We start from the raw sequence: 21,536 nt of genomic DNA on the forward strand, positions 1-21,536 counted from the left end.
AGACACGTATGAACCTCCGTAACATCGCGATCATCGCGCATGTCGATCATGGCAAGACCACGCTTGTCGACCAGCTTCTGCGCCAGTCCGGCTCGTTCCGCGAAAACCAGCGCGTTGCCGAGCGCGCCATGGATTCCAACGACATCGAAAAGGAACGCGGCATCACCATCCTCGCCAAGGCGACCTCGGTCGAGTGGAAGGATACCCGCATCAACATCGTCGATACGCCCGGCCACGCCGATTTCGGCGGCGAGGTGGAACGCATCCTGTCGATGGTCGATTCGGCCATCGTTTTGGTCGACGCCGCCGAAGGCCCGATGCCGCAGACCAAGTTCGTCGTCGGCAAGGCGCTCAAGGTTGGCCTCAGGCCGATCGTCGTCATCAACAAGATCGACCGTCCGGACGCCCGTCACGTCGAGGTCGTCAACGAAGTGTTCGACCTGTTTGCTGCGCTCGACGCTACCGATGAGCAGCTCGACTTCCCGATCCTCTACGGTTCGGGCCGCGATGGCTGGGTTTCGGAAAATCCGGAAGGGCCGAAGGACCAGGGCCTTGCTCCGTTGTTCGATCTCGTCTTGAAGCATGTGCCGGCGCCGACCGTCGAGCCGGGCCCTTTCCGCATGATCGGCACCATCCTCGAGGCCAACCCGTTCCTCGGCCGCATCATCACCGGCCGCATCGCGTCCGGTTCGCTGAAGGCAAACCAGGCGGTCAAGGTGCTGCACCACGACGGCTCGCTTCTGGAAAACGGCCGCGTCTCCAAGATCCTCGCCTTCCGTGGCCTTGAGCGCCAGCCGATCGACGAAGCGCAGGCAGGCGACATCGTGGCGATCGCGGGCCTGTCGAAGGGCACGGTCGCCGACACCTTCTGCGATCCGTCCGTGACCGAGCCGCTCCATGCGCAGCCGATCGATCCGCCGACCGTGACCATGAGCTTCATCGTCAACGATTCCCCGCTTGCCGGCACCGAGGGTGACAAGGTGACGAGCCGCGTCATCCGTGATCGGTTGCTCAAGGAAGCCGAGGGCAACGTCGCGCTGAAGATCGAGGAATCCGCCGACAAGGACAGTTTCTACGTTTCGGGCCGCGGCGAGTTGCAGCTTGCCGTTCTCATCGAGACCATGCGGCGCGAAGGCTTCGAGCTTGCCGTGTCGCGTCCGCGCGTGGTGATGAAGAACGACGATGGTGGCCAGTTGCTTGAGCCGATCGAGGAAGTCGTCATCGACGTCGATGAGGAACATGCCGGCGTGGTTGTGCAGAAGATGAGCGAGCGCAAGGCCGACATGGTCGAGCTGCGCCCCTCGGGCGGCGACCGTCAGCGCCTCGTCTTCCATGCACCGACGCGCGGCCTGATCGGCTACCAGTCGGAACTGTTGACCGATACGCGCGGCACCGCCGTCATGAACCGGCTGTTCCATTCCTACCAGCCCTACAAGGGCGAGTTGCCCGGTCGCGTCAACGGTGTCCTGATCTCCAACGACCAGGGCGAGGCGGTTGCCTATGCGCTGTTCAATCTCGAGGATCGCGGCCCGATGGTCATCGACGCCGGCGTCAAGGTCTACCAGGGCATGATCATCGGCATCCATTCCAGGGACAACGATCTGGAAGTGAACGTGCTGAAGGGCAAGAAGCTGACCAACATCCGCGCCGCCGGCAAGGACGAGGCCGTCAAGCTGACCCCGCCGATCCGCATGACGCTGGAGCGCGCCTTGGCCTGGATCCAGGACGACGAACTGGTCGAGGTCACGCCGAAGACGATCCGGTTGCGCAAGCTCTATCTCGACCCGAACGAGCGCAAGCGCTTCGAGAAGTCCAAGGTCGCCGGCGCGGCATAGGCTGGACCGTCGAAATAGGGCTGGCTGCGCTCTTGGCTTAGCGTGCGATCCGATCTAACCGCTTTCATGCAGTTGGATCGGACCGTGACACCCACCCAGACAACAACATCGACTTTGCTGGCCGTCCTCGTCTGCTCGATGGGCATCCTGCTGCTTTCGGCAATGGATGCCGCAGTGAAGGGGCTCGTCCTGGTGATAGGCGCCTACAACACCTTGTTGTGGCGTTCGCTCTTTGCAACAACCACGGCTGGCGCCATCTGGGCAACCACATCGGCCTCATGGCCCAGCGCCAAGGTTCTGAGGCTGCATGCCTTGCGAGGCGTCGTCGTCGCCTTCGTCGCCTTGAGCTTCTTCTGGGGTCTGGGCCGTTTGCCCCTGGCCGAAACGATTGCGCTCTCATTTATCGCCCCGTTGGTGGCGCTATTCCTGGCCGCCGTGCTGCTTGGGGAGAAAATCGGCCGCTCTGCCGTGTCGGCGTCCATCGTGGGCATGGTCGGGGTGCTGGTCATCATGATCGGCAAGTTCAACCACACCGGCTATGCGCCCGATGTCGTCCTTGGCATGGCAGCGGTCATCGGCTCGGCAATCCTCTATGCCTACAACCTCATCCTGGCGCGCCGGCAGGCACTGATGGCAAAGCCGCTTGAAATCGTGTTCTTTCAAAATCTGGTCGTTGGCATTACGCTTGGCCTTGCTGCTCCGTGGCTCGGAATGTCCCTTCCGCAGGACCAGTGGCTGCCGCTTGCCGGGGTGACGATGCTTGCGCTGGGTGGCCACTTCCTGATGAGCTGGTCCTATGCGCGTGCGGAAGCGCAATACCTTATTCCCACCGAGTATTCGGCTTTTGTGTGGGCCATTATCCTGGGTTGGGTGTTTTTCGACGAGGCAGTTGGCTGGTCGACTTTGGCGGGGGCCTTCCTTATCATTATCGGCTGCCTGCTTGCCTCCCGGGCGAAGCCCAAGCTAGCCGAACCAATCGAAGTCGCTGCGGTATAAGCGAAATCTCCATCGGGAAGGATAATTGTCGTGACCTTCACCTCTCTCCTTATCTTTGCCGCCTCACTGTTCGTCGCCGCCGGCTCGCCCGGACCCTCCATCGCGGCGCTGGTGGCACGCGTCATCTCGAAGGGGTTTCGCGACGTTTTTCCATTCCTGCTCGCCATGTGGATCGGCGAGGGCATCTGGCTGTCCTTCGCCGTTTTTGGTCTGGCCGTTGTGGCGCAGACTTTCCACGCCGCCTTCGTTGCGGTGAAATGGGCAGGCGTCGCCTACCTCGCCTATCTTGCCTGGAAGATGTGGACGGCCCCTGTCGAGGCGAAGGCGGGCGAGTTGCCGAAGGAAGACTCTCCGTTGAGGCTTTTCCTTGCCGGCATGGCCGTTACGCTCGGCAACCCCAAGATCATGATGTTCTATCTGGCGCTTCTACCGACCATCATCGACCTCGCTTCGGTCACCGTCATAGGTTGGCTGGAACTGACGCTGACCATGGCGGTTGTGCTGGTGGCCATCGACCTTGCCTGGGTGGTGGCGGCGGCGCAGGCGCGCAAGCTGTTGAAGAGCAAACGGGCGATGAAGATCGCCAACCGCGTCAGCGCCGCCACCATGGCCGGCGCTGCGGCGGCAATCGCAGCGCGGTCATGATGCTGACTTGCCGGTACGGGATTTCCCCCGTCACATCATCTGGATGATGGGCGCGATCTCGACGCTGCAATTCGGTGCATTGAGGATCGGGCAGCCCTTCGCTTTTTCTGCAGCCTGGTCGATGTCAGCGGCCTCGATGATGGAATAGCCTCCGGTGGGATTGGTGCCGCCATTGTTCTCGATGCGGCCGCCGGGCAACACCGTCTTCGACATGCCGACCGGGTTCCCGCCATCGACAACCGACTTGCCCAGCTTGCCGAACCAGCCGTTCCAGGCATCCATTATTTCCTTGCGTTCGGCTTCCGTCGCCGGAATCTTGCCCGAGCCATGATAGACGTAGAGAAACTTCGCCATGTTCTCCTCCTTGCTGATCAGCGGCCTCGAACCGGCATGCGGCCCGGCCGCGCGCCGATCATCGGACCAAACAGCAAGGTGCGCAACGGAAATGCGCTGCCGCTAATATAATGTGAAGTCGGCCGTCACCGGGCCATCTTGTGGTATTCGGCGTTGGGGCGCATGTCGATGGCGGCAGCCAGGCGGTTCGACATGTTGAAGAATGCGGCGGTCGAAGCGATGTCCCAGATGTCGCGGTCGCTGAAACCGGCATCGCGCAAGGCCCGCCGGTCCTCCTCCACGATCTTGGCCGGCTCTTCCGTCAGCTTCACCGCGAACTCCAGCATCGCGCGCTGGCGAGGCGAGAGGTCGGCGGCACGGAAATTCATCACCATCAGTTCGCCCAGCACAGGGTCACCGGAAAGCTGGCGTACCGCCGCGCCATGGGCCGTGAGGCAATAGAAGCAGTGATTGATCGAGGACACGGCCACCGCGATCATCTCGCGTTCCAGCTTGGAGAGGCCCGATTCACCCAGCATCAGATCGTTATAGGTATCGGTGAAAGCCCGCAGCTTCTTCTCGTCGAAGGCATAAGACAAAAGCACGTTCGGAACCAACCCGAGCTTTTCCTCGCACTTGGCGAAGTAGGCCTTGGTCGCATCGCTCAACTCTGGTGCGGGAAGGTCAAGGGCAGTGATTTTTTCGGACATGGGACGTTCTTCTCCACTCAGCTTTTTGGCGGCAATCATGCATCGAGTTTATTTTCTTAAGGCGTAGTCAAACCTTTGTCGCCAAAACCTGCCCATCTGCTACGATAGTCGAAATTGCAGTCGGCGGAGGGAAAATTCGCATCATGGCCAGTCTAAAACCTGCTTCCAGGGCAAATTCGAAACCAGGAAAGGGCGATGGGGCGAAGATTTCGGAAAAAAGGGGCAAGTTGGCGGACCACCTTCTTGCGAGGACTCCTGAAGAAGATCTGGCAGTCTACGACGCGGCGGACCTCGACCGCGCCGCGGTGCTGGCCGAGCGCGCGGTGCTTCGACACAAGAAGGGCGAGAGCGTCGTTTCCGTCGAAACCGAGGGCGGCGTTTCGCGTGAAGGCAAGCCGGTGACGGTGATTACCGTCGTCAACGACAACATGCCTTTCCTGTTCGATTCCATTATCGGTGAGATCACCGAAAGTGCGGGCGAGCCGCTCCTGGTTACCCACCCCGTCATCAGCGTGAAGCATGGCAAGGCCGGTGTCGTGGAAATCACCGGTGATGCGAGTTCGGCAAAGGGAGAACCCGCTCTCGACCGATTGAGCGTCGTCCATGTCCATGTCGGGCGCCTGTCCGAGGATCAGGCGAAAGGCCTGGCCGAGCGACTGGAAAAGACGCTTGCCCAAGTGCGTTCGGCGGTGGCGGACTGGAAGCCGATGCTGGCGCGTCTCGACCAGGCAATCTCGGAATTCCGCTATGCGCCGGTGCCGCTCGACAAGGCCCATGTGGCTGAAGCGATCGCCTTTCTCGAATGGTTGCGCGATGACAATTTCACCTTCCTCGGCATGCGTGAATACAAATACAGTGGCGGCGAAAAGAGCGGTACGCTGGAACTCGCCAATAAGGCCGGTCTCGGCATCCTGACCGATCCAAACGTCCTTGTGCTGCGGCGCGGCACCGAAGCCGTGACCACAACGCCGGAAATTCGCGCCTTCCTGCATGGGCCGGAACCGCTGATCGTCACCAAGGCAAACGCCAAGTCGACCGTGCACCGGCGCATCTACCTCGACTACGTCGGCATCAAAACCTACACGTCCAAGGGTGCGCTTGCGGGTGAATTGCGCATCGTCGGCCTGTTCACGTCGACTGCCTACACGCGCTCGGTGATGAAGATTCCCTATCTGCGTTCCAAGGTGGAAACGGTCATCGCCAAATCGGGCTTCAACCCAAGCGACCATTCCGGCAAGGCGCTCATAAATGTGCTCGAGAGCTACCCGCGTGATGAGCTTTTTCAAGTCCCGGTGCCGACACTGAGGAAGCACGCGGAAGCTATCCTCGGGCTGATCGAGCGACCGCGTGTGCGTGCGCTGGTGCGGGTCGACCAGTTCGACCGTTTTGTCTCCATCCTCGTTTTCGTGCCGCGCGACCGCTACGATTCCGAGGCTCGTGAAAAGATCGGTAGCTATCTGAAATCAGTGTTCGAAGGCCGGTTGTCGGCCTACTACCCGGCTTTCCCGGAAGGCGGACTGGCGCGCGTCCACTTCATCATTGGCCGCTCGGGTGGCAAGACGCCGAAGGTCGAGCAATCGACGATCGAAGAAGCCATTCGCGCGATCGTGCGGACCTGGGAAGACGCCCTGCGTGAAGCGGCGGCTGACGCGGGCTCTGATGCGTCGCTCGCCAGCATTGCGGGCCGTTTCCCGGAGAGCTATCGCAACAGCTTCTCACCGGCTGCGGCACTGGTGGATGCCGGACGCATCGCGACGATCACCGCGTCCAACCCGATTGCCATCGACTACTATAAAGACCCCAGCCAGACACCCGAGCAGGCGTCGCTGAAGATCTACCATCATGGCAGTCCCGTTGCATTGTCCAGGCGCGTACCGGTGCTTGAAAACATCGGCTTCCGCGTCATCAGCGAGCGGACCTTCGAGATCGGCGAGGACGGTGGCGACAAGGTCTTCCTCCACGACATGGAACTGGAAAACGCTTACGGCAAGCCGATCGACCTTTCCCATGGCGGAGCGTTGTTTGAAGACGCATTCCTTTCGGTATGGCGAGGTGACGTCGACAATGACGGGTACAACGGGCTTGCGCAGACGGCAGGCCTGTGGTCGAACGAAACTCTGGTTCTGCGCGCCTATGGCCGCTACCTGCAACAGGCCGGAATTCCCCAGAGCCAGGATTTCATCGCCGCCGCTCTGAACCGATACCCCGAAATCGCGCGCGGACTGCATTCCCTGTTCGTCGCCCGTCTGGGGCCGGGTTCCCGGGAAGATGGCGTAGTCGCGGCCAAACATCTCAAGGCCAAGATCAAGGACGCGCTGGAAGACGTCCCGAACATCGACGACGACACCATCATTCGTCGCTACCTGAACCTTATCGAGGCGTCCTTGCGGACCAACCATTTCGCCGGGGGCAAGAAGGAGCGTGGTCAGTCGCTGGCGATCAAGCTTGAGCCGCGGGCCATAGACGGGCTGCCTGAGCCGCGGCCATGGCGCGAGATTTTCGTTTACGGGTCGGAAGTCGAGGGCGTACATCTGCGCTTCGGGCCGGTTGCGCGCGGCGGCTTGCGCCTTTCCGACAGGGCACAGGATTACCGCACCGAGGTGCTGGGCCTGGTCAAGGCACAGCAGGTCAAGAATGCGGTCATCGTGCCGGTTGGCGCCAAGGGCGGGTTCTATTCCAAGCGCCTTCCCATAGGTGGAAGTCGTGACGCCGTTTTCGAGGCCGGACGTGCCGCCTACATTAATTTCGTCTCCAGCCTCTTGTCGATCACCGACAATATCGGCATCGATCAGGTCATTCATCCTGATGGCGTGGTGCGCCATGACGGCGACGATCCCTATTTCGTTGTCGCAGCCGACAAGGGCACAGCGACATTTTCGGATACCGCCAACGCCATCAGCGAGAAGCACAATTTCTGGCTCGATGATGCCTTTGCCAGTGGCGGTTCTGCCGGATACGACCACAAGAAGATGGGCATAACCGCCAAGGGCGCATGGGAAGCCGTCAAACGCCACTTCCGCGAGATGAACCGCGACATTCAGACTGCGCCGTTCACCGCGGTCGGTGTCGGCGATATGTCGGGCGACGTGTTCGGTAACGGCATGTTGCGTTCAGAACAAACCCGCCTGATTGCCGCTTTCGACCACCGCGATATCTTCATCGATCCGGATCCGGATATGGCATCGTCGTTCGTGGAGCGCCAGCGGCTGTTCGACCTGCCGCGTTCGAGTTGGCAGGACTACGACAAATCCAGGCTGTCGAAGGGCGGTGCAATCATTTCGCGCGCTCAAAAATCGGTGACCTTGAGTGCCGAGGCCGCCGCGGCGATTGGTATCGGCAAGACGGTTGCCACGCCAGTCGAGATCATGCGTGCGATCCTCGCCGCCCCGGTCGACCTGCTCTGGTTCGGCGGTATTGGCACCTATCTGAAAGCGTCTGGCGAAACCAACCAGGATGCGGGGGATCGAGCCAACGATGCCATCCGCATCAACGCTGCGGACGTTCGCGCCAAGGTCATCGGCGAAGGCGCCAATCTCGGTGTTACCCAACGTGCCCGTATCGAATTTGGCCTGAAGGGAGGCCGCAACAATTCCGATGCCATCGACAATTCCGGCGGCGTCAATTGCTCGGATGTCGAGGTCAACATCAAGATTGCGTTGGCCGCCGCCATGCGCAAGGGCGCACTTGCCAGACCGGCACGCAACAAGCTGCTTGCCGAAATGACCAACGAAGTCAGCGATCTGGTTCTGGCAAACAACTATGAGCAGACGCTGGCGCTTTCCCTGGCGAGCAAGCGCGGCTTGGCCGACATCGCTCATCAGGGGCGCTTCATGGCGGCGCTGGAGGCGCGTGGATTGCTCGATCGCGTGGTCGAGACATTGCCTTCACCGGCGGCTCTCGCAGAGCGTGAAGCTCGTGGAGAACCGTTGACGAGACCGGAGCTCGGCGTTTTGCTGGCTTATGCCAAGATCGTGCTGTTTTCGGACATCGTTGCATCCGACGTACCGGACGGCCCTCATTTCGATCAGGATCTGATGGGCTACTTCCCCGATCGCATGGCGAAGAAGTTCTCGCCGGAAATCCATGGCCATCGCCTGCGGCGTGAAATCATCGCCCGCGTGGTTGCCAACGATCTCGTCAATCGCGGCGGCCCTTCCTTCGTCAATCGCCTGATGGAATCAACGGGACGTACGGCGGCAGACGTGGTGCGCACCTTTGCATTGATCCGGGATGGCTTCGCGCTTCCCGGGCTCTATCGGGAGATCGATGCGCTCGACAACAAGATTGACGGAGAGGTGCAGCTTGACCTCTACCAGATGGTCAGCCGCCTGATTTATGTAACAAGCGGATGGTATCTGAAGAACGACACCGGCACGGTGCCACTTGCCCAACGCATTGCCGAGTTGCAGGAAGCGCGCAAGGCGCTCGAGCCGAAACTGCTTTCCGTGCTCCCTGCATTCTCGCGCGAGCGGATCGAAGAACGGCGGCATGGCTTGTTCAAAGGCGGTGCGTCGGAAAAGCTGGCGGAAAGGCTGGCGCTTACAGAAGTTGCCGATCTTATTCCCGATATCGCACTAACGGCAAAGCTGGCCAACGCCGACATCATTGCTGCGGCCAGGGCATTCTTTGCGGTCAGCGATGCATTCCGGATTCCACGCGTGGAGGATGCTGCGCGCTCGATCATGCCGTCCGACTACTATGACCAGCTTGCCCTGTCACGGGCAACCGACACCATAGGCGCGGCCCGTCGCGGCATCGCGGTTGCAGCACTGACCGATCACGCCAAGGCGGCTGACCCAGTTGCGGCTTGGATGGAAGCGGGCGGTGAGCGGGTCGCTCGTACAAGGGAGCGTTTGCAGGCCCTGACCGAAGGCGGAGACATCACCGTGTCGCGCCTTTCAGTAGCGTCGGGCCTGATGAGTGATCTTGTCGGGCCTTCCGCATAGCAACCGGCACTGGAGGGACCATGGCCGACAAAGGCGTGCAGCGGGCATCCGGCCGCGGTATCTGGGGGTGGATGCTGTTCGACTGGGCAGCTCAACCGTTCTTCACGGTCGTCACCACTTTCATCTTCGGCCCTTATTTCGTCTCGCGCATGGCAAGCGATCCGGTGGCCGGGCAGGCTGCATGGGGCTACGGCATAGCGGCGGCAGGTTTCGTCATCGCCATCCTGTCGCCGGTCCTCGGTTCCATCGCTGACCAGACCGGCCCACGCAAGCCGTGGATCGCCTCCTTCGCGGCAATAAAGATTGTATGCCTTTGCCTGCTGTGGCTGGCGGCCCCGGGCTCCAGCCTGTTCTTGATCGTCCTGTTGTTCTCGTTGGCATCGGTGGCGGCGGAATTCTCCACGGTCTTCAACGATTCCATGATGCCACGTCTGGTTCCCAAGCAGGATATCGGCAGGATATCCAACGTTGCATGGGGTCTTGGCTACCTCGGCGGCATGATTGCGCTCATCTTTGTCGTAGCGTTGATGGCCGGATCGCCGGAAACCGGAAAGACGATCATCGGGGCCGAACCGCTGTTCGGTCTTGATCCGAAGCTAGGTGAGGACGCAAGGGCTACAGGGCCGCTGGCAGCTCTTTGGTACTTCGTCTTCATCTTGCCAATGTTCTTCTTCACGCCCGATGCCATCAAAGGCATGGCGATCGCTCCCGCTGTCCGCGAAGGGTTGGCGGAACTCAGATCAACCCTTGCGGAGGCTCGGCGCAGAGGCGGGATTTTGCGCTTTCTAGTCGCTCGCATGGTCTACCAGGACGGGGTCAATGCGCTTCTGGCGCTAGGTGGCGCATTTGCGGCGGCGATGTTCGGATGGTCCATCACCGAGATCGGCGTCTACGGCATCATCCTCAACATTGTCGCCATTTTCGGCTGCTGGATCGCGGCTCGTCTCGACACAAGGTTGGGGTCTAAGGTGGTGGTGATGATCTCGCTGGTGCTTTTGTCGATCGCCACCGTGGGTATTGTCTCGACAGGTCCGGGCTTTACCCTGTTCGGAGCGCTGCCGTTGCCGGCAACGGATTCCGGTTCGCTGTTCGGCACGGCTGCCGAAAAGGCCTACATCCTATACGGGCTTTTGATTGGTTTCGCATTCGGACCGGTGCAGGCATCGTCCCGATCCTACATGGCGCGGTCGGTGACGGCGGCCGAATCTGGCCGCTATTTCGGCATCTATGCGCTGGCCGGACGGGCAACGAGCTTTGCTGCGCCCTTTCTGGTCGCCACCATTACTGCCGTTAGCGGATCGCCCGCGCTCGGCATGGCGGTCATCATCTTCTTCCTTGTCGGCGGCATGTGGCTCCTGGCGGGAACGCCATATCCTGCAGACAAGGTGGAGTAAGAAATCAGTCAGTGCCGGAAGTGCCTCACACCCGTGAACACCATCGCAATGCCATGCGCATCTGCTGCGGCGATGACGTCGTCATCGCGCATCGAACCACCTGGCTGGATGACCGCAGTCGCACCGGCTTCGATCGCAGCCATCAGTCCATCGGCAAATGGGAAGAATGCATCCGAGGCAACCACCGAGCCCTTTGTGAGGGGCTCGGCAAGGCCCACGGCCTCGGTAGCGTCTTGCGCTTTGCGTGCGGCGATCCGCGAGGAATCGACCCGGCTCATTTGACCAGCACCAATGCCCACCGTCGCTCCACCGCGAACATAGACGATGGCATTCGACTTCACGTGCTTGGCTACGCGGAAAGCGAATTTGAGGTCGGCCATTTCGGCATCGGTCGGTGCGCGTCTGGTCACGATCTTTAGGTCGAGGTCATCCACAACGGCGTTGTCGCGCCCCTGAACCAGGAGACCGCCAGCAACTGACTTTACCGTGGTTGCAATCGTGCGGGGATTTGGCAGCCCACCGGTAACGAGCAAGCGCAGGTTTTTCTTTGCGCCGACAATGTCGATCGCATCGTCAGTCGCCTCAGGCGCGATGATGACTTCGGTGAAGGTCTTGACGATTTCCTCAGCCGCTTCGGCATCGAGCATCTGGTTCAAGGCGACGATACCGCCGAATGCCGAAACCGGATCGCATGCCAGAGCCTTCAAATAGGCGTCCTTTGTTGTGCGCGCCTCGGCTACGCCGCATGGGTTGGCGTGCTTGATGATGGCTACGGCAGCAGATTTGGACGGCTCGAACTCACCCACGAGTTCGAAAGCGGCATCGGTGTCGTTGATGTTGTTGTAGGATAGCTGCTTGCCCTGCATTTGGCGGGCAGTCGCAACGCCCGGACGCTTCTCGCCCGTAACATAGAAGCCGGCAGACTGATGTGGATTTTCGCCGTAGCGCATCACCGTTTCCAGCTTGCCGCCGAAGGCGCGCCATGTCGGGTGCTCGATGTCGAGCGTTTCGGCAAACCAGCCCGAGATCGCCGAATCATAGGCAGCCGTGCGTGCGAATGCTTTTGCTGCCAGCTTCCTGCGAAAATCGAGTGAGAGAGAGCCGAAGTTCATTTCAAGCGCGTTCAACAAGGGTGCATAGTCTTCATGATCGGTAACTGTGGTCACATAGGCATGGTTCTTCGCCGAAGCGCGCACCATCGCCGGGCCGCCGATATCAATGTTCTCTACGATTGCTGGGTAGTCAGCGCCCGATTGGCGAACTGTTTCGAAGGGATAGAGATTGACGACGACGAGATCGATCGGCTCGATCTTGTACTTGTGCATTGCCTGCGCGTGTTCGGGGTCGTCACGCACACCAAGCAGCGCGCCATGAATCGCCGGATGCAGGGTCTTGACACGGCCATCCATAATCTCGGGAAAGCCCGTAAGTTCAGACACGTCCCGCACCGCGATGCCAGCTTCTGCAATCGCCTTGGCGGTGCCGCCGGTGGAAACAAGCTCCACCCCCGCATGGGCGAGTGCGCGAGCAAAGTCTACGAGACCCGTCTTGTCGGAAACCGACAGTAGTGCGCGGCGAATCGGCACGAGGTCAGGGGCGGGAATGTTCTTGGAGGCGACTGCCATGGGAGTGGCCCTTCATCTGAGAGTGGGTGGGCCGTAACACATGAGCCCCGTAAATCAAGCGGCTATGCCGCTTTTCAAGGCATCAGCGGTAGTGTTCAATTCCAATTGGGGCGGCCTTCGGTGCGGATGCGCGTCAGTCGCCATTCGATCTGCGAGTGTTCGGATGCCTTGAATGACAGAACGAGCTGCCGGCTTATACGCGGGCCGCCGAGGCCAGCGAAATAGATTGATTCCTCGACCTCGGGGACCGGATCAGCACAGGCGAAAGCCCAACTGTCGGCATTGTCCGCAGTTAGCACCAAACGGTCGTCACTATCCTTGAACAACTTGATTTCCGGGTGGAGGTGAAAACGAACGGTCACGAAGTCGCGGCCATTGTTGTTGGCCACCTCGCCTCCCGGACGCAGGAAACGGTCCCTGCCTTCCAACAAGTTGCCTCTATTGGACAATGTCAATGCGCGTTCATGAACAATCCCGAAACGATGGACGTAGCCGTCGTGGCTGGCTGTAAAACCCTGGTGGTCCTGACCATCGTCACGATGGCAGGGCACGTTGCGTGGACCTCCAACGAGAGGGGAGCCAACAAGATTACTCACGCGTGGCGAATGGCTGAAGCGTGCCGATGAGGTATCGTTCAACGTCGCCGTGGAGTGAGCCGCAGTGGCCCGCGCCAAGGGCCGGAATTCGGGATCGCCATAGGTGTCCACTCCGGCATTGACGATGAAATGCTGCCGGCCCGACGACAATTCGAAGGAGAGGCACCCGGCGTGAGCCGTTGTGGACAAGTCTGGCGGTGGCGGGGCGCCGGTGTCGGCGATAACTGTCACATCACCCATGGATAGGCGTTCGTAGCCGGAATGCGGCGCGTGTAGCAGCGGGGCGCCAGCCGTGTCGTCATGGCGCAGGATCGCAGCGATGCGGTCATGGATGGTTGCGCCCATGCCATTGAAGCGGGCCAGACTGCCGTCCTGATGACGGAAGAAACGTAGTGCCGGCAACATGCGATCTATCGCACCCATCAATGCTGCGGGTGGCGCTTCCGCTTGGTTGGCGTAGGTTTGCCGCAGAGGCAGCAGGTCCGCCAGGATTTCGAGAACTGTCAATGGATTGCGGGAAACATGACCACCGTCGGGAAGGATCTGGCGGTCAAGTTCTTCACTGAGGTTACGGGTCGCCGCGCGCAATGCAGAGGCCGGCGTTGGCAGCGATAGTGCCGCAAAAGCCAGTGCGATACGGGCTCTGAGCCGGTCCTTGCCGTCAGGCATTTCGCGGACGATGGAACGCAAGTAGCGAATCTGGATCGCCAATGATTTCAGAAAAGCTCGATAGAACGGGAATTCTGCGCCTTGCAGCACCACCGAGGAGTGCTGCAACCACGCGATGATGCGCTTGGAGGTTACTCCCGGGTCCCAGGCAATGCCGCTGATATGACTGCCATGCATCGCGATCCAGTCGGAGACCAGGGCACGGGCATTGGCCGACGCCAGTTCGGTCCCGGCCGCACGCATATGGCGTAGCCAGCGGAAGCCATGCAGGGAGCGTTGCCAGCCTCGATTGGCGACTTCGATCTGAAACGGCGATTGCCCGCCGGTTTCGACCAAGCGCCCCGATAGCGGATACCGGCCATAGTAGATTTCGAGCGCAATCTGGGGGTCGGCTAGCCGCAGGTCGGGTGGCGCAATCAGTACACGTTCCGGCGTGCGCCCGGAGTATCGCCAACGGTAAGCCGGGCCCGCGCGCAAGCGTCGACGTGCTTTACGCCAAAACTCGCGCGCGACGAGCGCCCATAGGCGCGTCGTGTTGATGGCAGCGGCAGCCAATGATCCTCCAGATGTCCCAATTCCCCGCGCAAGGGTAGATGATTCAAGAACTTATGCGAAGGCCCAATTGAATCGGAACGGCGATAAGTAGGTTCGCTTTCCACATGCATTTGCACGCCTGGCGGGAAAATTGAGGTTGACTCACTTTTGGCGAAGCTAAACTTTGCGCAGGCGTGCGGCAAAGAAGCCGTCCAGCCCTGACAGTGAGGCGCTACCTAGGTTCAAACCGGCCGGCGTGGTGCGCAAAGTCCCTTGTTCGGTTACGAAAGGCGCAATGCCGTCCACCTCGGAAATTGATACCGGATCGATGCGAACCCCAGGCGTCTCGGTGAGGAAGGTTGAAAGTAGGTCCTCGCCCTCCAATGGGTCCAGCGAGCAATTGGAAAAGACGATCGTGCCGCCTGGCTTGGTGATTGCCACAGCCTTGGCGATGAGCCGGCGCTGCAGGTCGGCAAGCTTGGCAATGTCATCGGGCGTTTTTGTCCACGGTACGTCCGGATGCCGCCGAACCGTGCCGGTCGATGAGCATGGCGCGTCAAGCAGCACTGCATCGAACGGCTTCTCCGGTTGGAATTTCAGGAGGTCAGCCTGGACAACGTCGGCGGACAGGCTAAGTCGCTCAAGGTTCTGACGCAGCCTTGCCAACCGGCTTTTGGACGTATCCATGGCGGTGACGCTGGCTCCGGCAAGGATGAGTTGCGCCGTCTTGCCGCCAGGCGCTGCGCAAAGGTCGGCAACGCTTAGCCCCCTGATGTCGCCAAGCAAGCGAGCTGGCAAGCTAGCGGCCGTGTCTTGCACCCACCAGGCGCCCTCTTTGAAACCCGGTAATTCGGTTACGGCAGCAGTCAGCTTTTCCAATCGAACCGAGCCTGTTGGCAATACGACGCCGCCGAGACGTTCGGCCCACATTTCCGGGCTCGACTTCACGGTTATGTCGACCGGCGCTTCCAGGCGATGTGCCGCGAGGATGGAGCGCGCTTCGTCGAGGCCATATGCCTCGATCAATTTTGAGAGGAACCACTCCGGCGCGTCGTCGGTTGCCGCCAACGTCTTGGCAAGTTCCGTTTCCTTGGCGCGGACCAAGGCTCGCAGCAGGGCGTTGACCAGCCCTGAAAACCGGACGGTGCGGGGGTCGGATTTTGCATGCGTAACGGCCAGATCCACGGCTGCGCTATCTGGTATGTCCAGGAACAGAACCTGCGCCGCTGCGACGTGTAGTATGTGAGAGAGGGCCGTGGCGTTTGCCGGCAACGGCTTGTCGAGCCTGTGGGAAATCAGGTTGCCGATGGTAACGCGATGGCGAAGGGCGGTTGCAAGGATGGCGCGAACCAGTGCGCGGTCGCGCATATCCAGCGACATATACTGTGGATGGCCATGCTCGTTGTCGGTCAGTCCGTCCAGTGGGGTGTGCGCATCGATGACAGCTGCAAGCAGACGTGCCGCTGCCTTGCGCGCAGCAAGACCGGGCACATTTGTGGTCGGGCCGTTGTCATGTTTTTGCCGTGGGAAGCGTCTTTGCAACGGTGCGTTTTGGCTGGTCAATTCCAAGGACCTTTTGGCCCTGTTGGATTGCGGCCCCAGGGATTGGCTTTCGGTTCCGGTGTTTGCTCAGTTTCGGGACGCGCTGTGCCGCCCCACGGCCCCTTATCCTCGTCTGTGCGCTGTGGCTGCGTCGCACGCTCCTGCGGGATAGGCTGCTCAGCCATTTCCGTAGCCATCGCTTGCAGTGCGGCGATGCGGTTGGCAGTGGCGGGGTGGGTGGAGAACAGATTGTCCATGCGTTCGCCGGAAAGCGGATTGATGATAAAAAGATGAGCTGTCGCGGGGCTTCGCTCCGCCTCGGCATTGGGAATGCGTTCTGCGGTTCGGGCGATCTTGTCAAGGGCGGAAGCTAGCCAAAGCGGATGTCCGCATATTTCCGCACCACGCCGGTCCGCCGCATATTCGCGGGTGCGGCTTACCGCCATCTGTACGATCATCGCGGCAAACGGAGCCACGATCATGGCGATCAGGACGCCAACGAAGCCGAGCGGGTTGTTGTTGTCGCGATTGCCGCCGAAGAAGAACGCAAAGTTTCCAAGCATGGAAATGGCGCCGGCCAGAGTTGCAACAATTGTCATGGTCAGGGTATCGCGGTTCTGCACATGAGCGAGTTCGTGTGCCATGACGGCTGCGACCTCTTCATGCGAAAGCCGCTCCAACAAACCGGTTGAGGCTGCGACCGCAGCATTTTCCGGGTTGCGCCCGGTAGCGAAGGCGTTCGGCTGGGGCGTATCTATGATATATGTACGAGGCATCGGCAGACCGGCGCGGGAAGCCAGTTCGCGAACGATCGCGTAGAATTCCGGTGCGTTCTTTTCATCGACTTCGATGGCGCGATGCATGGCCAGCACCATCTTGTCGGCGTTCCAGTAGCTGAACAGGTTTGTGGCTGCAGCTATGACGAGCGCTATCATCATGCCGCTCGATCCGCCGATCATGTAGCCTACACCCATGAAAAGCGCAGTCATGGCGGCAAGAAGCATGGCGGTACGAAGTGTGTTCATCGTCTGCTCCGTTTTGCCAATGCGGAAAGGGTCGATCCTGCGCACTGGTTCCGCTATATGATGGGAGAGAGTTTGCGGCGTTTCAATGCATGGGCAGATGGCATGACTGAGGAAAACAGCAGGTTGACCCAAAAGGGTGGCTCGAACGTGCAAAAGAAGCTGCCGGCGGCCGCGGAGCGGGCGCTTGCCGAGGCAGAAGCGAGGCGCAAGCAATATGTTGCGGCAGAAGCAGCGCGACCCAAGGAACTGGGTGGGCGTGGCGGCATGGAGCCCGGCCGATACGGCGATTGGGAAGTAAAGGGCCTGACGGCAGATTTCTGAAGCCTATGTGCGATCTCGATGAATGTGTTTAGCTCATCGGGAACCATCGACCTCACGCCGCGTTGCAGAGATGGACTTTCCTCTCTGACAATCGACGCTACGAGGTTCTGCGATGCTGATACGGCTTGGCTATGAAATCGCTGTCGAATGCGATCAGGACACGCCCATCGTATCGATGCTCGAAATCGACAAGGGGCGACAGGGCGATATAGAGCGCCAGACAGAGGTGCTGACGTCGCCGGAAGTTCCAAGCACCCTCTATTTCGATATCTATGGAAATACCTGCCGCCGTTTCATGGCGCCTGCGGGCAGTTTCCGCATCATGTATGACGCGATCATTCAGGATTCCGGCCTTCCTGACGAGGTTAACACCTTGGCCAACGAAATGCCGGTGCAGGATCTGCCGAACGAGACACTCGGTTTCCTTCTCGGCAGCCGCTACTGTGAAACCGATCATATGAGCAACCTTGCCTGGCAGTTGTTCGGAGGGATCCCTTCTGGATGGGCCAGGGTACAGGCAATCGTCGACTACGTGCACAACCGGCTTTCGTTCGGGTATGGCTATGCGCGTGCTACAAGGACGGCTGCGCAAGCCCACGAGGAGCGGGTCGGGGTGTGTCGGGATTTCGCGCATCTCGCGATTACGCTATGCCGCTGCATGAACATTCCAGCTCGCTATGTTAACGGGTATCTCGGCGATATCGGCGTGCCGGCAGATCCGGCGCCGATGGATTTCTCCGCGTGGCTCGAGGTGTTCCTCGACGGCAAATGGTACACGTTCGATGCTCGGCACAACGTGCCGCGTGTCGGTCGGATCGTGGTTGCGCGTGGGCGTGACGCCACCGACGTTCCATTGCTGCACAGCTTCGGGCCGCATAGGCTCAGTCTTTTCAAAGTGTGGACCTACGAGCAGGACAGCCATCCGGCGTCGCCTCCGTTTCATGGCATAGACAGAACGGTAGGGGTGGAGGCCCTTACATAGGAACCAGTTGCGAATCTGCGCTTGCACAAGGACATTTATAGGAATAATTTCCTTGTATGGAATCGCTCAACACCTTTCAATTCGTCGCTGCCGCATTGTTGGCGGCGATAGGGCTTTCACTCACTTCGCCAGTTCGCGCTGCCAAGATGTTTCACGGCCCCGTTGAGGCGAATGTAGTCGATGTCATTGATGGAGATACTTTCCTGGCGGACGCCCTGGTTTGGCCGGGCCAATCCCTGCGGATAAACATTCGAATTCGCGGTATCGATGCGCCGGAGATGAAAAGCCAATGCCCAACAGAGCACGATGCGGCTCTGCGCGCCCGAGACGGGCTTGCGGATATCCTTGGTGCCGAACCAATCCGGATTTCGAATATCGCCGGGGCAAAATACTACGGTCGCGTCCTGGCAGATGTCGTTGCAGCAAACGGGAAAGAGGTTGCCAGGGAAATGATTATGCGCAGCCTGGTCAGACCTTATGGCTGCGGCAAGCGGGTGGGGTGGTGCGACTGACCCGTTTCGATACGTGCCCCGTTTCGACACATGCAATGGTGTCCCGGAATGGGCAGTTTCAAATGCACCGATCGACGGTGACGCAAGAGATGGTAAGCGCTCAGTAAAGATCCATGCGACCTGGCAAAGACGTTTACACGGCTTTTACCATCCGTGCGAGCGAATACCAATAAAAACAATGGGTTGGTGAGTTGCGCCTCCTGTCGGTGCATGGACTGGCTGCAATCGGCCAGAATCCTGCAATGCACCAGGCAACGGCAATCGATGCCGTGTCATTTGGAGGCAGGGCAATGTGGCGGTTTTGGATGATAGGTCGATCGGCAGTGCGTTTTGGGGCGGATCGACGCGGCAATTTCGCTATTATCTTTGGCATGGTAGTCGCCGTTCTTGCTCTGGCTGTCGGCTTCGGCGTCGATACGGCCCAGCTCATGAACGCCAAGTCCGCTTTGCAGAACGCCGTTGATACGGCAGTCACTTCCACTGCGCGTGACCTTACCACTGGTTCGGCAACAGAAGAGGAAGCACGCAAGCGTGTGTCTGCATTCCTTACCGCCAACAGCTCAGGCGGTGCCTTGCCTTATGACAAGATCGTGCTCGACAAGCTGGTCATCGACAAGGCAGCCAAAACGGTTACGGCCAGTGCCTATGTCGATGTGCCGTTGTATTTCGCGTTGTTTGGGCAGAACAACGTCAAGCGCATCCACAACACCGGTGCCGCCGTCTACTCCGACAAGCACATCGAAGTTGCGATGATGCTCGATATCACCGGTTCGATGGGTGGCCAGAAAATCAAGGATCTGAAAATCGCTGCCCAGAATGCCGTCGAGGCCCTATTCAGAAACCAGAGTCCCACTAATCCGCGCGTGCGCGCCGCCATAATTCCCTATGCAGAGGCGGTCAACACTGGACCGTTGGCCGATAGCGTGTTCGTCGAACAGAAGGGCGGTCCGGATCTTCCACCCCCAGACAGTCAACCGGTTCTGGTATCGGGTGTCAGTTCGACGCGGCTAGACAAATGCGCTACCGAACGCAAGGACAAGGACGGGGCAGCGGACTTCACCGATGACGGCCCCTATAGTCAACGCCGCGACAACGCTGGTAACATCTACACCGCGAAGGTTAATCGCGACGACCGCATCTCGCTCGTTAAGGATGGACGCGGCGTAGTGATCGGCACCAAATGTCCCAAGGCTGAGCTCATTCCCCTGACGGCGGACAAGCAGAAATTGCTCGACACAATCAGTGCCTTCGCCGCCGACGGAGTCACGGCAGGKGGCATCGCTGCTCAATGGGGCTATTACATGCTGTCGCCGAGGTGGCGCGACGCCATTCAAAGCGCTGGTGCCGGCGACGGCCCGGCCGACTACAACAAGGACAAGGTTGGTAAGGTTGCGATCCTGATGACCGATGGCCAGTTCAACACCGCGTTCGCCGGTGTTCCTGTTAGCAATGACTCTCGGAACCAACCTCAGAATTATCAGGGAACCAGGGCCCGCATATATGCCGAAAGCGTCTGCGCTAACATGAAGCGCGACGGCATCGAGGTCTACACGATTGGTTTTGCCTTGAGCAACAAGGAGCAGGATGAGGCTAGGGCGGTGCTGCGGAATTGCGCCACCAAGGACACATCAGTCATCAAACACTTCTTCGACGTCTCGACCGGACCTGAACTGGACGCGGCGTTCAGGGAAATCATTGCCAACACCGAAAGGTTGGCTTTGACCCAATAGGTTAGTGGGCGCGGAGCTTGCGCGGCCGGGGACAGAGCCAGACAAGCAAAAAGGCCGCCGCTTCTTTCGAAGCAGGCGGCCTTTCCGTGTCTTCGTCCAGTGCGCAGCCCGTGACGGGTTCCCGAAGAACCCTTCGCCACGCGGTTCAGCACTTAACGGAGAGATTGCTCCCCGCAAAGGCGATCCGCCGGGATCAAACGCATGGAAACGAAATCACTCGACATCGGATCACCTCCTTTCAATTGGTTGAACACAACCACATGATGGGGTGCGTCGCCGGCGATTGCAAGAGGACGGCGGCGAGCGCGGGTTTCCGAGGCATACCTCTTATGACGGCAGCAGGCGCATAGCGTCGCCGATGCCAATGTCCCCCGTGTGGTCGACACGGCAATAGACGCCGAAGTTGTGCCTGTTGTGGCGAACGAGCGTGCGCAAGATATTTGGATCGTGATCGATCCCTTCCTGGGCTATGATTGTAAAGCCGCACCGGCGGCACGGTTCTACTATTGTCAACTCGACCGGGCCGATGGAGATTCTGCGTCCCATCCATTCTGTTTCGGGAAACGAGCCATCTATCTCGGGAATGTCGACCAGAACGCTTGGGCGAAATCGCCTTGTATCAATATTGCCGGTCGGATGAAGCGCCTGCAGTCTTGCCAGTGAAGCGGTTGTTAGAAGATGGATCGGCGCCTTGTCATAGCGCGGCTTTGTGAAGGCGCCGGCATAGCCGGGCGCCGGCGTTTTCTCAAAGGGTCGGATGGCAGTGCCGAAGCCGAGATAGTCTGATATGATTGCATCAGTTTCCCTGGTTGGCGCCGGCATCCATGTGTCGGTTCCTGGCACCAAGACTTCCAGCGATCGGTCCGACCTTAGTCTGGCGAGGATGTGCGGTACCTTTTGCCATCTGGCCACGGTATCCGGGCGAGCAATTTCGCCGTTTGCCAGATCGATCAGGCCGAAAAGCCTGTCGCCGTCGGCTCCGCTCGTGCCGACGGCCATTTTGCCCAAGAATTCCCCGCCAAGCGAGCTGGCAGGGTAGCGCCACAATTCCCTGACATGCCCGAGGTCGGTCATTGTTGCCTTCAATATATAGAGCATTGGAGGAGCGAGCCCCCAATGCCCTGCCTTCTGCTTCCCGCAA

Annotated in this window: 16 protein-coding genes and 1 pseudogene; 10 read left to right on the forward strand and 7 right to left on the reverse strand. The window is 59.8% G+C overall.

Going from position 1 to position 21,536, the window contains the following annotated elements; genetic code table 11:
- The first annotated feature begins 8 nt into the window (after nt 1-8).
- From typA to ASD50_RS10220, 3 genes are all read left to right on the forward strand, one after another.
- Nucleotides 9-1,835 carry a translational GTPase TypA gene (gene typA / locus ASD50_RS10210; protein WP_056240061.1) on the forward strand — a complete coding sequence of 609 codons (1,827 nt, stop codon included), beginning with the start codon at nt 9-11 and terminating at the stop codon, nt 1,833-1,835.
- Nucleotides 1,836-1,919: 84 nt separating this feature from the next.
- On the forward strand, nt 1,920-2,831 hold the full coding sequence (locus tag ASD50_RS10215) for a DMT family transporter (protein WP_320410603.1): 912 nt from the start codon (nt 1,920-1,922) through the stop codon (nt 2,829-2,831).
- Between the two features lie 30 nt (nt 2,832-2,861).
- Nucleotides 2,862-3,476: a LysE family translocator gene (locus ASD50_RS10220; protein WP_056240067.1), complete on the forward strand. Its 615-nt coding sequence runs from the start codon at nt 2,862-2,864 to the stop codon at nt 3,474-3,476.
- A 30-nt stretch (nt 3,477-3,506) separates the two neighbouring features.
- Here ASD50_RS10220 and ASD50_RS10225 read toward each other — a convergent pair whose 3' ends face one another.
- Nucleotides 3,507-3,830 (reverse strand): YciI family protein, encoded by a 324-nt coding sequence (locus ASD50_RS10225; protein WP_056240070.1) that lies wholly within the window; start codon nt 3,828-3,830, stop codon nt 3,507-3,509.
- A gap of 125 nt (nt 3,831-3,955) precedes the next feature.
- Complete coding sequence (locus tag ASD50_RS10230) at nt 3,956-4,519, reverse strand: peroxidase-related enzyme (protein ID WP_056240159.1); 564 nt, start codon at nt 4,517-4,519, stop codon at nt 3,956-3,958.
- A gap of 143 nt (nt 4,520-4,662) precedes the next feature.
- On the opposite strand from ASD50_RS10230, the gene ASD50_RS10235 reads away from it, so the two are divergent.
- On the forward strand, nt 4,663-9,465 hold the full coding sequence (locus tag ASD50_RS10235) for an NAD-glutamate dehydrogenase (RefSeq protein ID WP_056240073.1): 4,803 nt from the start codon (nt 4,663-4,665) through the stop codon (nt 9,463-9,465).
- Nucleotides 9,466-9,485: 20 nt separating this feature from the next.
- Nucleotides 9,486-10,859 (forward strand): MFS transporter, encoded by a 1,374-nt coding sequence (locus tag ASD50_RS10240; RefSeq protein WP_056240076.1) that lies wholly within the window; start codon nt 9,486-9,488, stop codon nt 10,857-10,859.
- A gap of 8 nt (nt 10,860-10,867) precedes the next feature.
- Here the strand turns inward: ASD50_RS10240 and purH are convergent, their stop codons facing one another.
- The 4 genes from purH to htpX all read right to left on the reverse strand — a co-directional run bounded on the left by purH (nt 10,868) and on the right by htpX (nt 16,850).
- Nucleotides 10,868-12,484, reverse strand: coding sequence for a bifunctional phosphoribosylaminoimidazolecarboxamide formyltransferase/IMP cyclohydrolase (purH, locus tag ASD50_RS10245; RefSeq protein WP_056240079.1), 1,617 nt, complete (start codon nt 12,482-12,484; stop codon nt 10,868-10,870).
- A 95-nt stretch (nt 12,485-12,579) separates the two neighbouring features.
- Nucleotides 12,580-14,304 (reverse strand): heparinase II/III family protein, encoded by a 1,725-nt coding sequence (locus tag ASD50_RS10250; RefSeq protein ID WP_056240081.1) that lies wholly within the window; start codon nt 14,302-14,304, stop codon nt 12,580-12,582.
- A gap of 156 nt (nt 14,305-14,460) precedes the next feature.
- Nucleotides 14,461-15,774 (reverse strand): RsmB/NOP family class I SAM-dependent RNA methyltransferase, encoded by a 1,314-nt coding sequence (locus tag ASD50_RS10255; RefSeq protein WP_244484477.1) that lies wholly within the window; start codon nt 15,772-15,774, stop codon nt 14,461-14,463.
- Between the two features lie 68 nt (nt 15,775-15,842).
- On the reverse strand, nt 15,843-16,850 hold the full coding sequence (htpX, locus tag ASD50_RS10260) for a zinc metalloprotease HtpX (RefSeq protein WP_056240088.1): 1,008 nt from the start codon (nt 16,848-16,850) through the stop codon (nt 15,843-15,845).
- A 102-nt stretch (nt 16,851-16,952) separates the two neighbouring features.
- On the opposite strand from htpX, the gene ASD50_RS10265 reads away from it, so the two are divergent.
- From ASD50_RS10265 to ASD50_RS10280, 5 genes and pseudogenes are all read left to right on the forward strand, one after another.
- Complete coding sequence (locus ASD50_RS10265) at nt 16,953-17,171, forward strand: DUF1674 domain-containing protein (RefSeq protein ID WP_056240091.1); 219 nt, start codon at nt 16,953-16,955, stop codon at nt 17,169-17,171.
- A 112-nt stretch (nt 17,172-17,283) separates the two neighbouring features.
- The gene (locus ASD50_RS10270; RefSeq protein ID WP_056240094.1) at nt 17,284-18,153 is read left to right on the forward strand and encodes a transglutaminase-like domain-containing protein; all 870 of its coding nucleotides are present in this window, start codon (nt 17,284-17,286) and stop codon (nt 18,151-18,153) included.
- A gap of 56 nt (nt 18,154-18,209) precedes the next feature.
- Nucleotides 18,210-18,665: a thermonuclease family protein gene (locus tag ASD50_RS10275; RefSeq protein WP_056240097.1), complete on the forward strand. Its 456-nt coding sequence runs from the start codon at nt 18,210-18,212 to the stop codon at nt 18,663-18,665.
- 305 nt (nt 18,666-18,970) lie between these two features.
- Nucleotides 18,971-19,141, forward strand: a pseudogene (locus ASD50_RS24160) (TadE/TadG family type IV pilus assembly protein); the annotation flags it as partial.
- Nucleotides 19,142-19,255: 114 nt separating this feature from the next.
- Nucleotides 19,256-20,395, forward strand: coding sequence for a hypothetical protein (locus ASD50_RS10280; RefSeq protein ID WP_320410604.1), 1,140 nt, complete (start codon nt 19,256-19,258; stop codon nt 20,393-20,395).
- Nucleotides 20,396-20,722: 327 nt separating this feature from the next.
- On the opposite strand, the gene ASD50_RS10285 is transcribed toward ASD50_RS10280, so the two are convergent.
- Entirely contained in the window at nt 20,723-21,469 is a 747-nt protein-coding gene (locus ASD50_RS10285; protein ID WP_056240172.1) for an MOSC domain-containing protein, read from the reverse strand.
- Nucleotides 21,470-21,536 lie beyond the last annotated feature (67 nt).

Origin of the sequence: Mesorhizobium sp. Root552, from assembly GCF_001427285.1 — a bacterium.
Classification (GTDB): Bacteria; Pseudomonadota; Alphaproteobacteria; order Rhizobiales; family Rhizobiaceae; genus Mesorhizobium.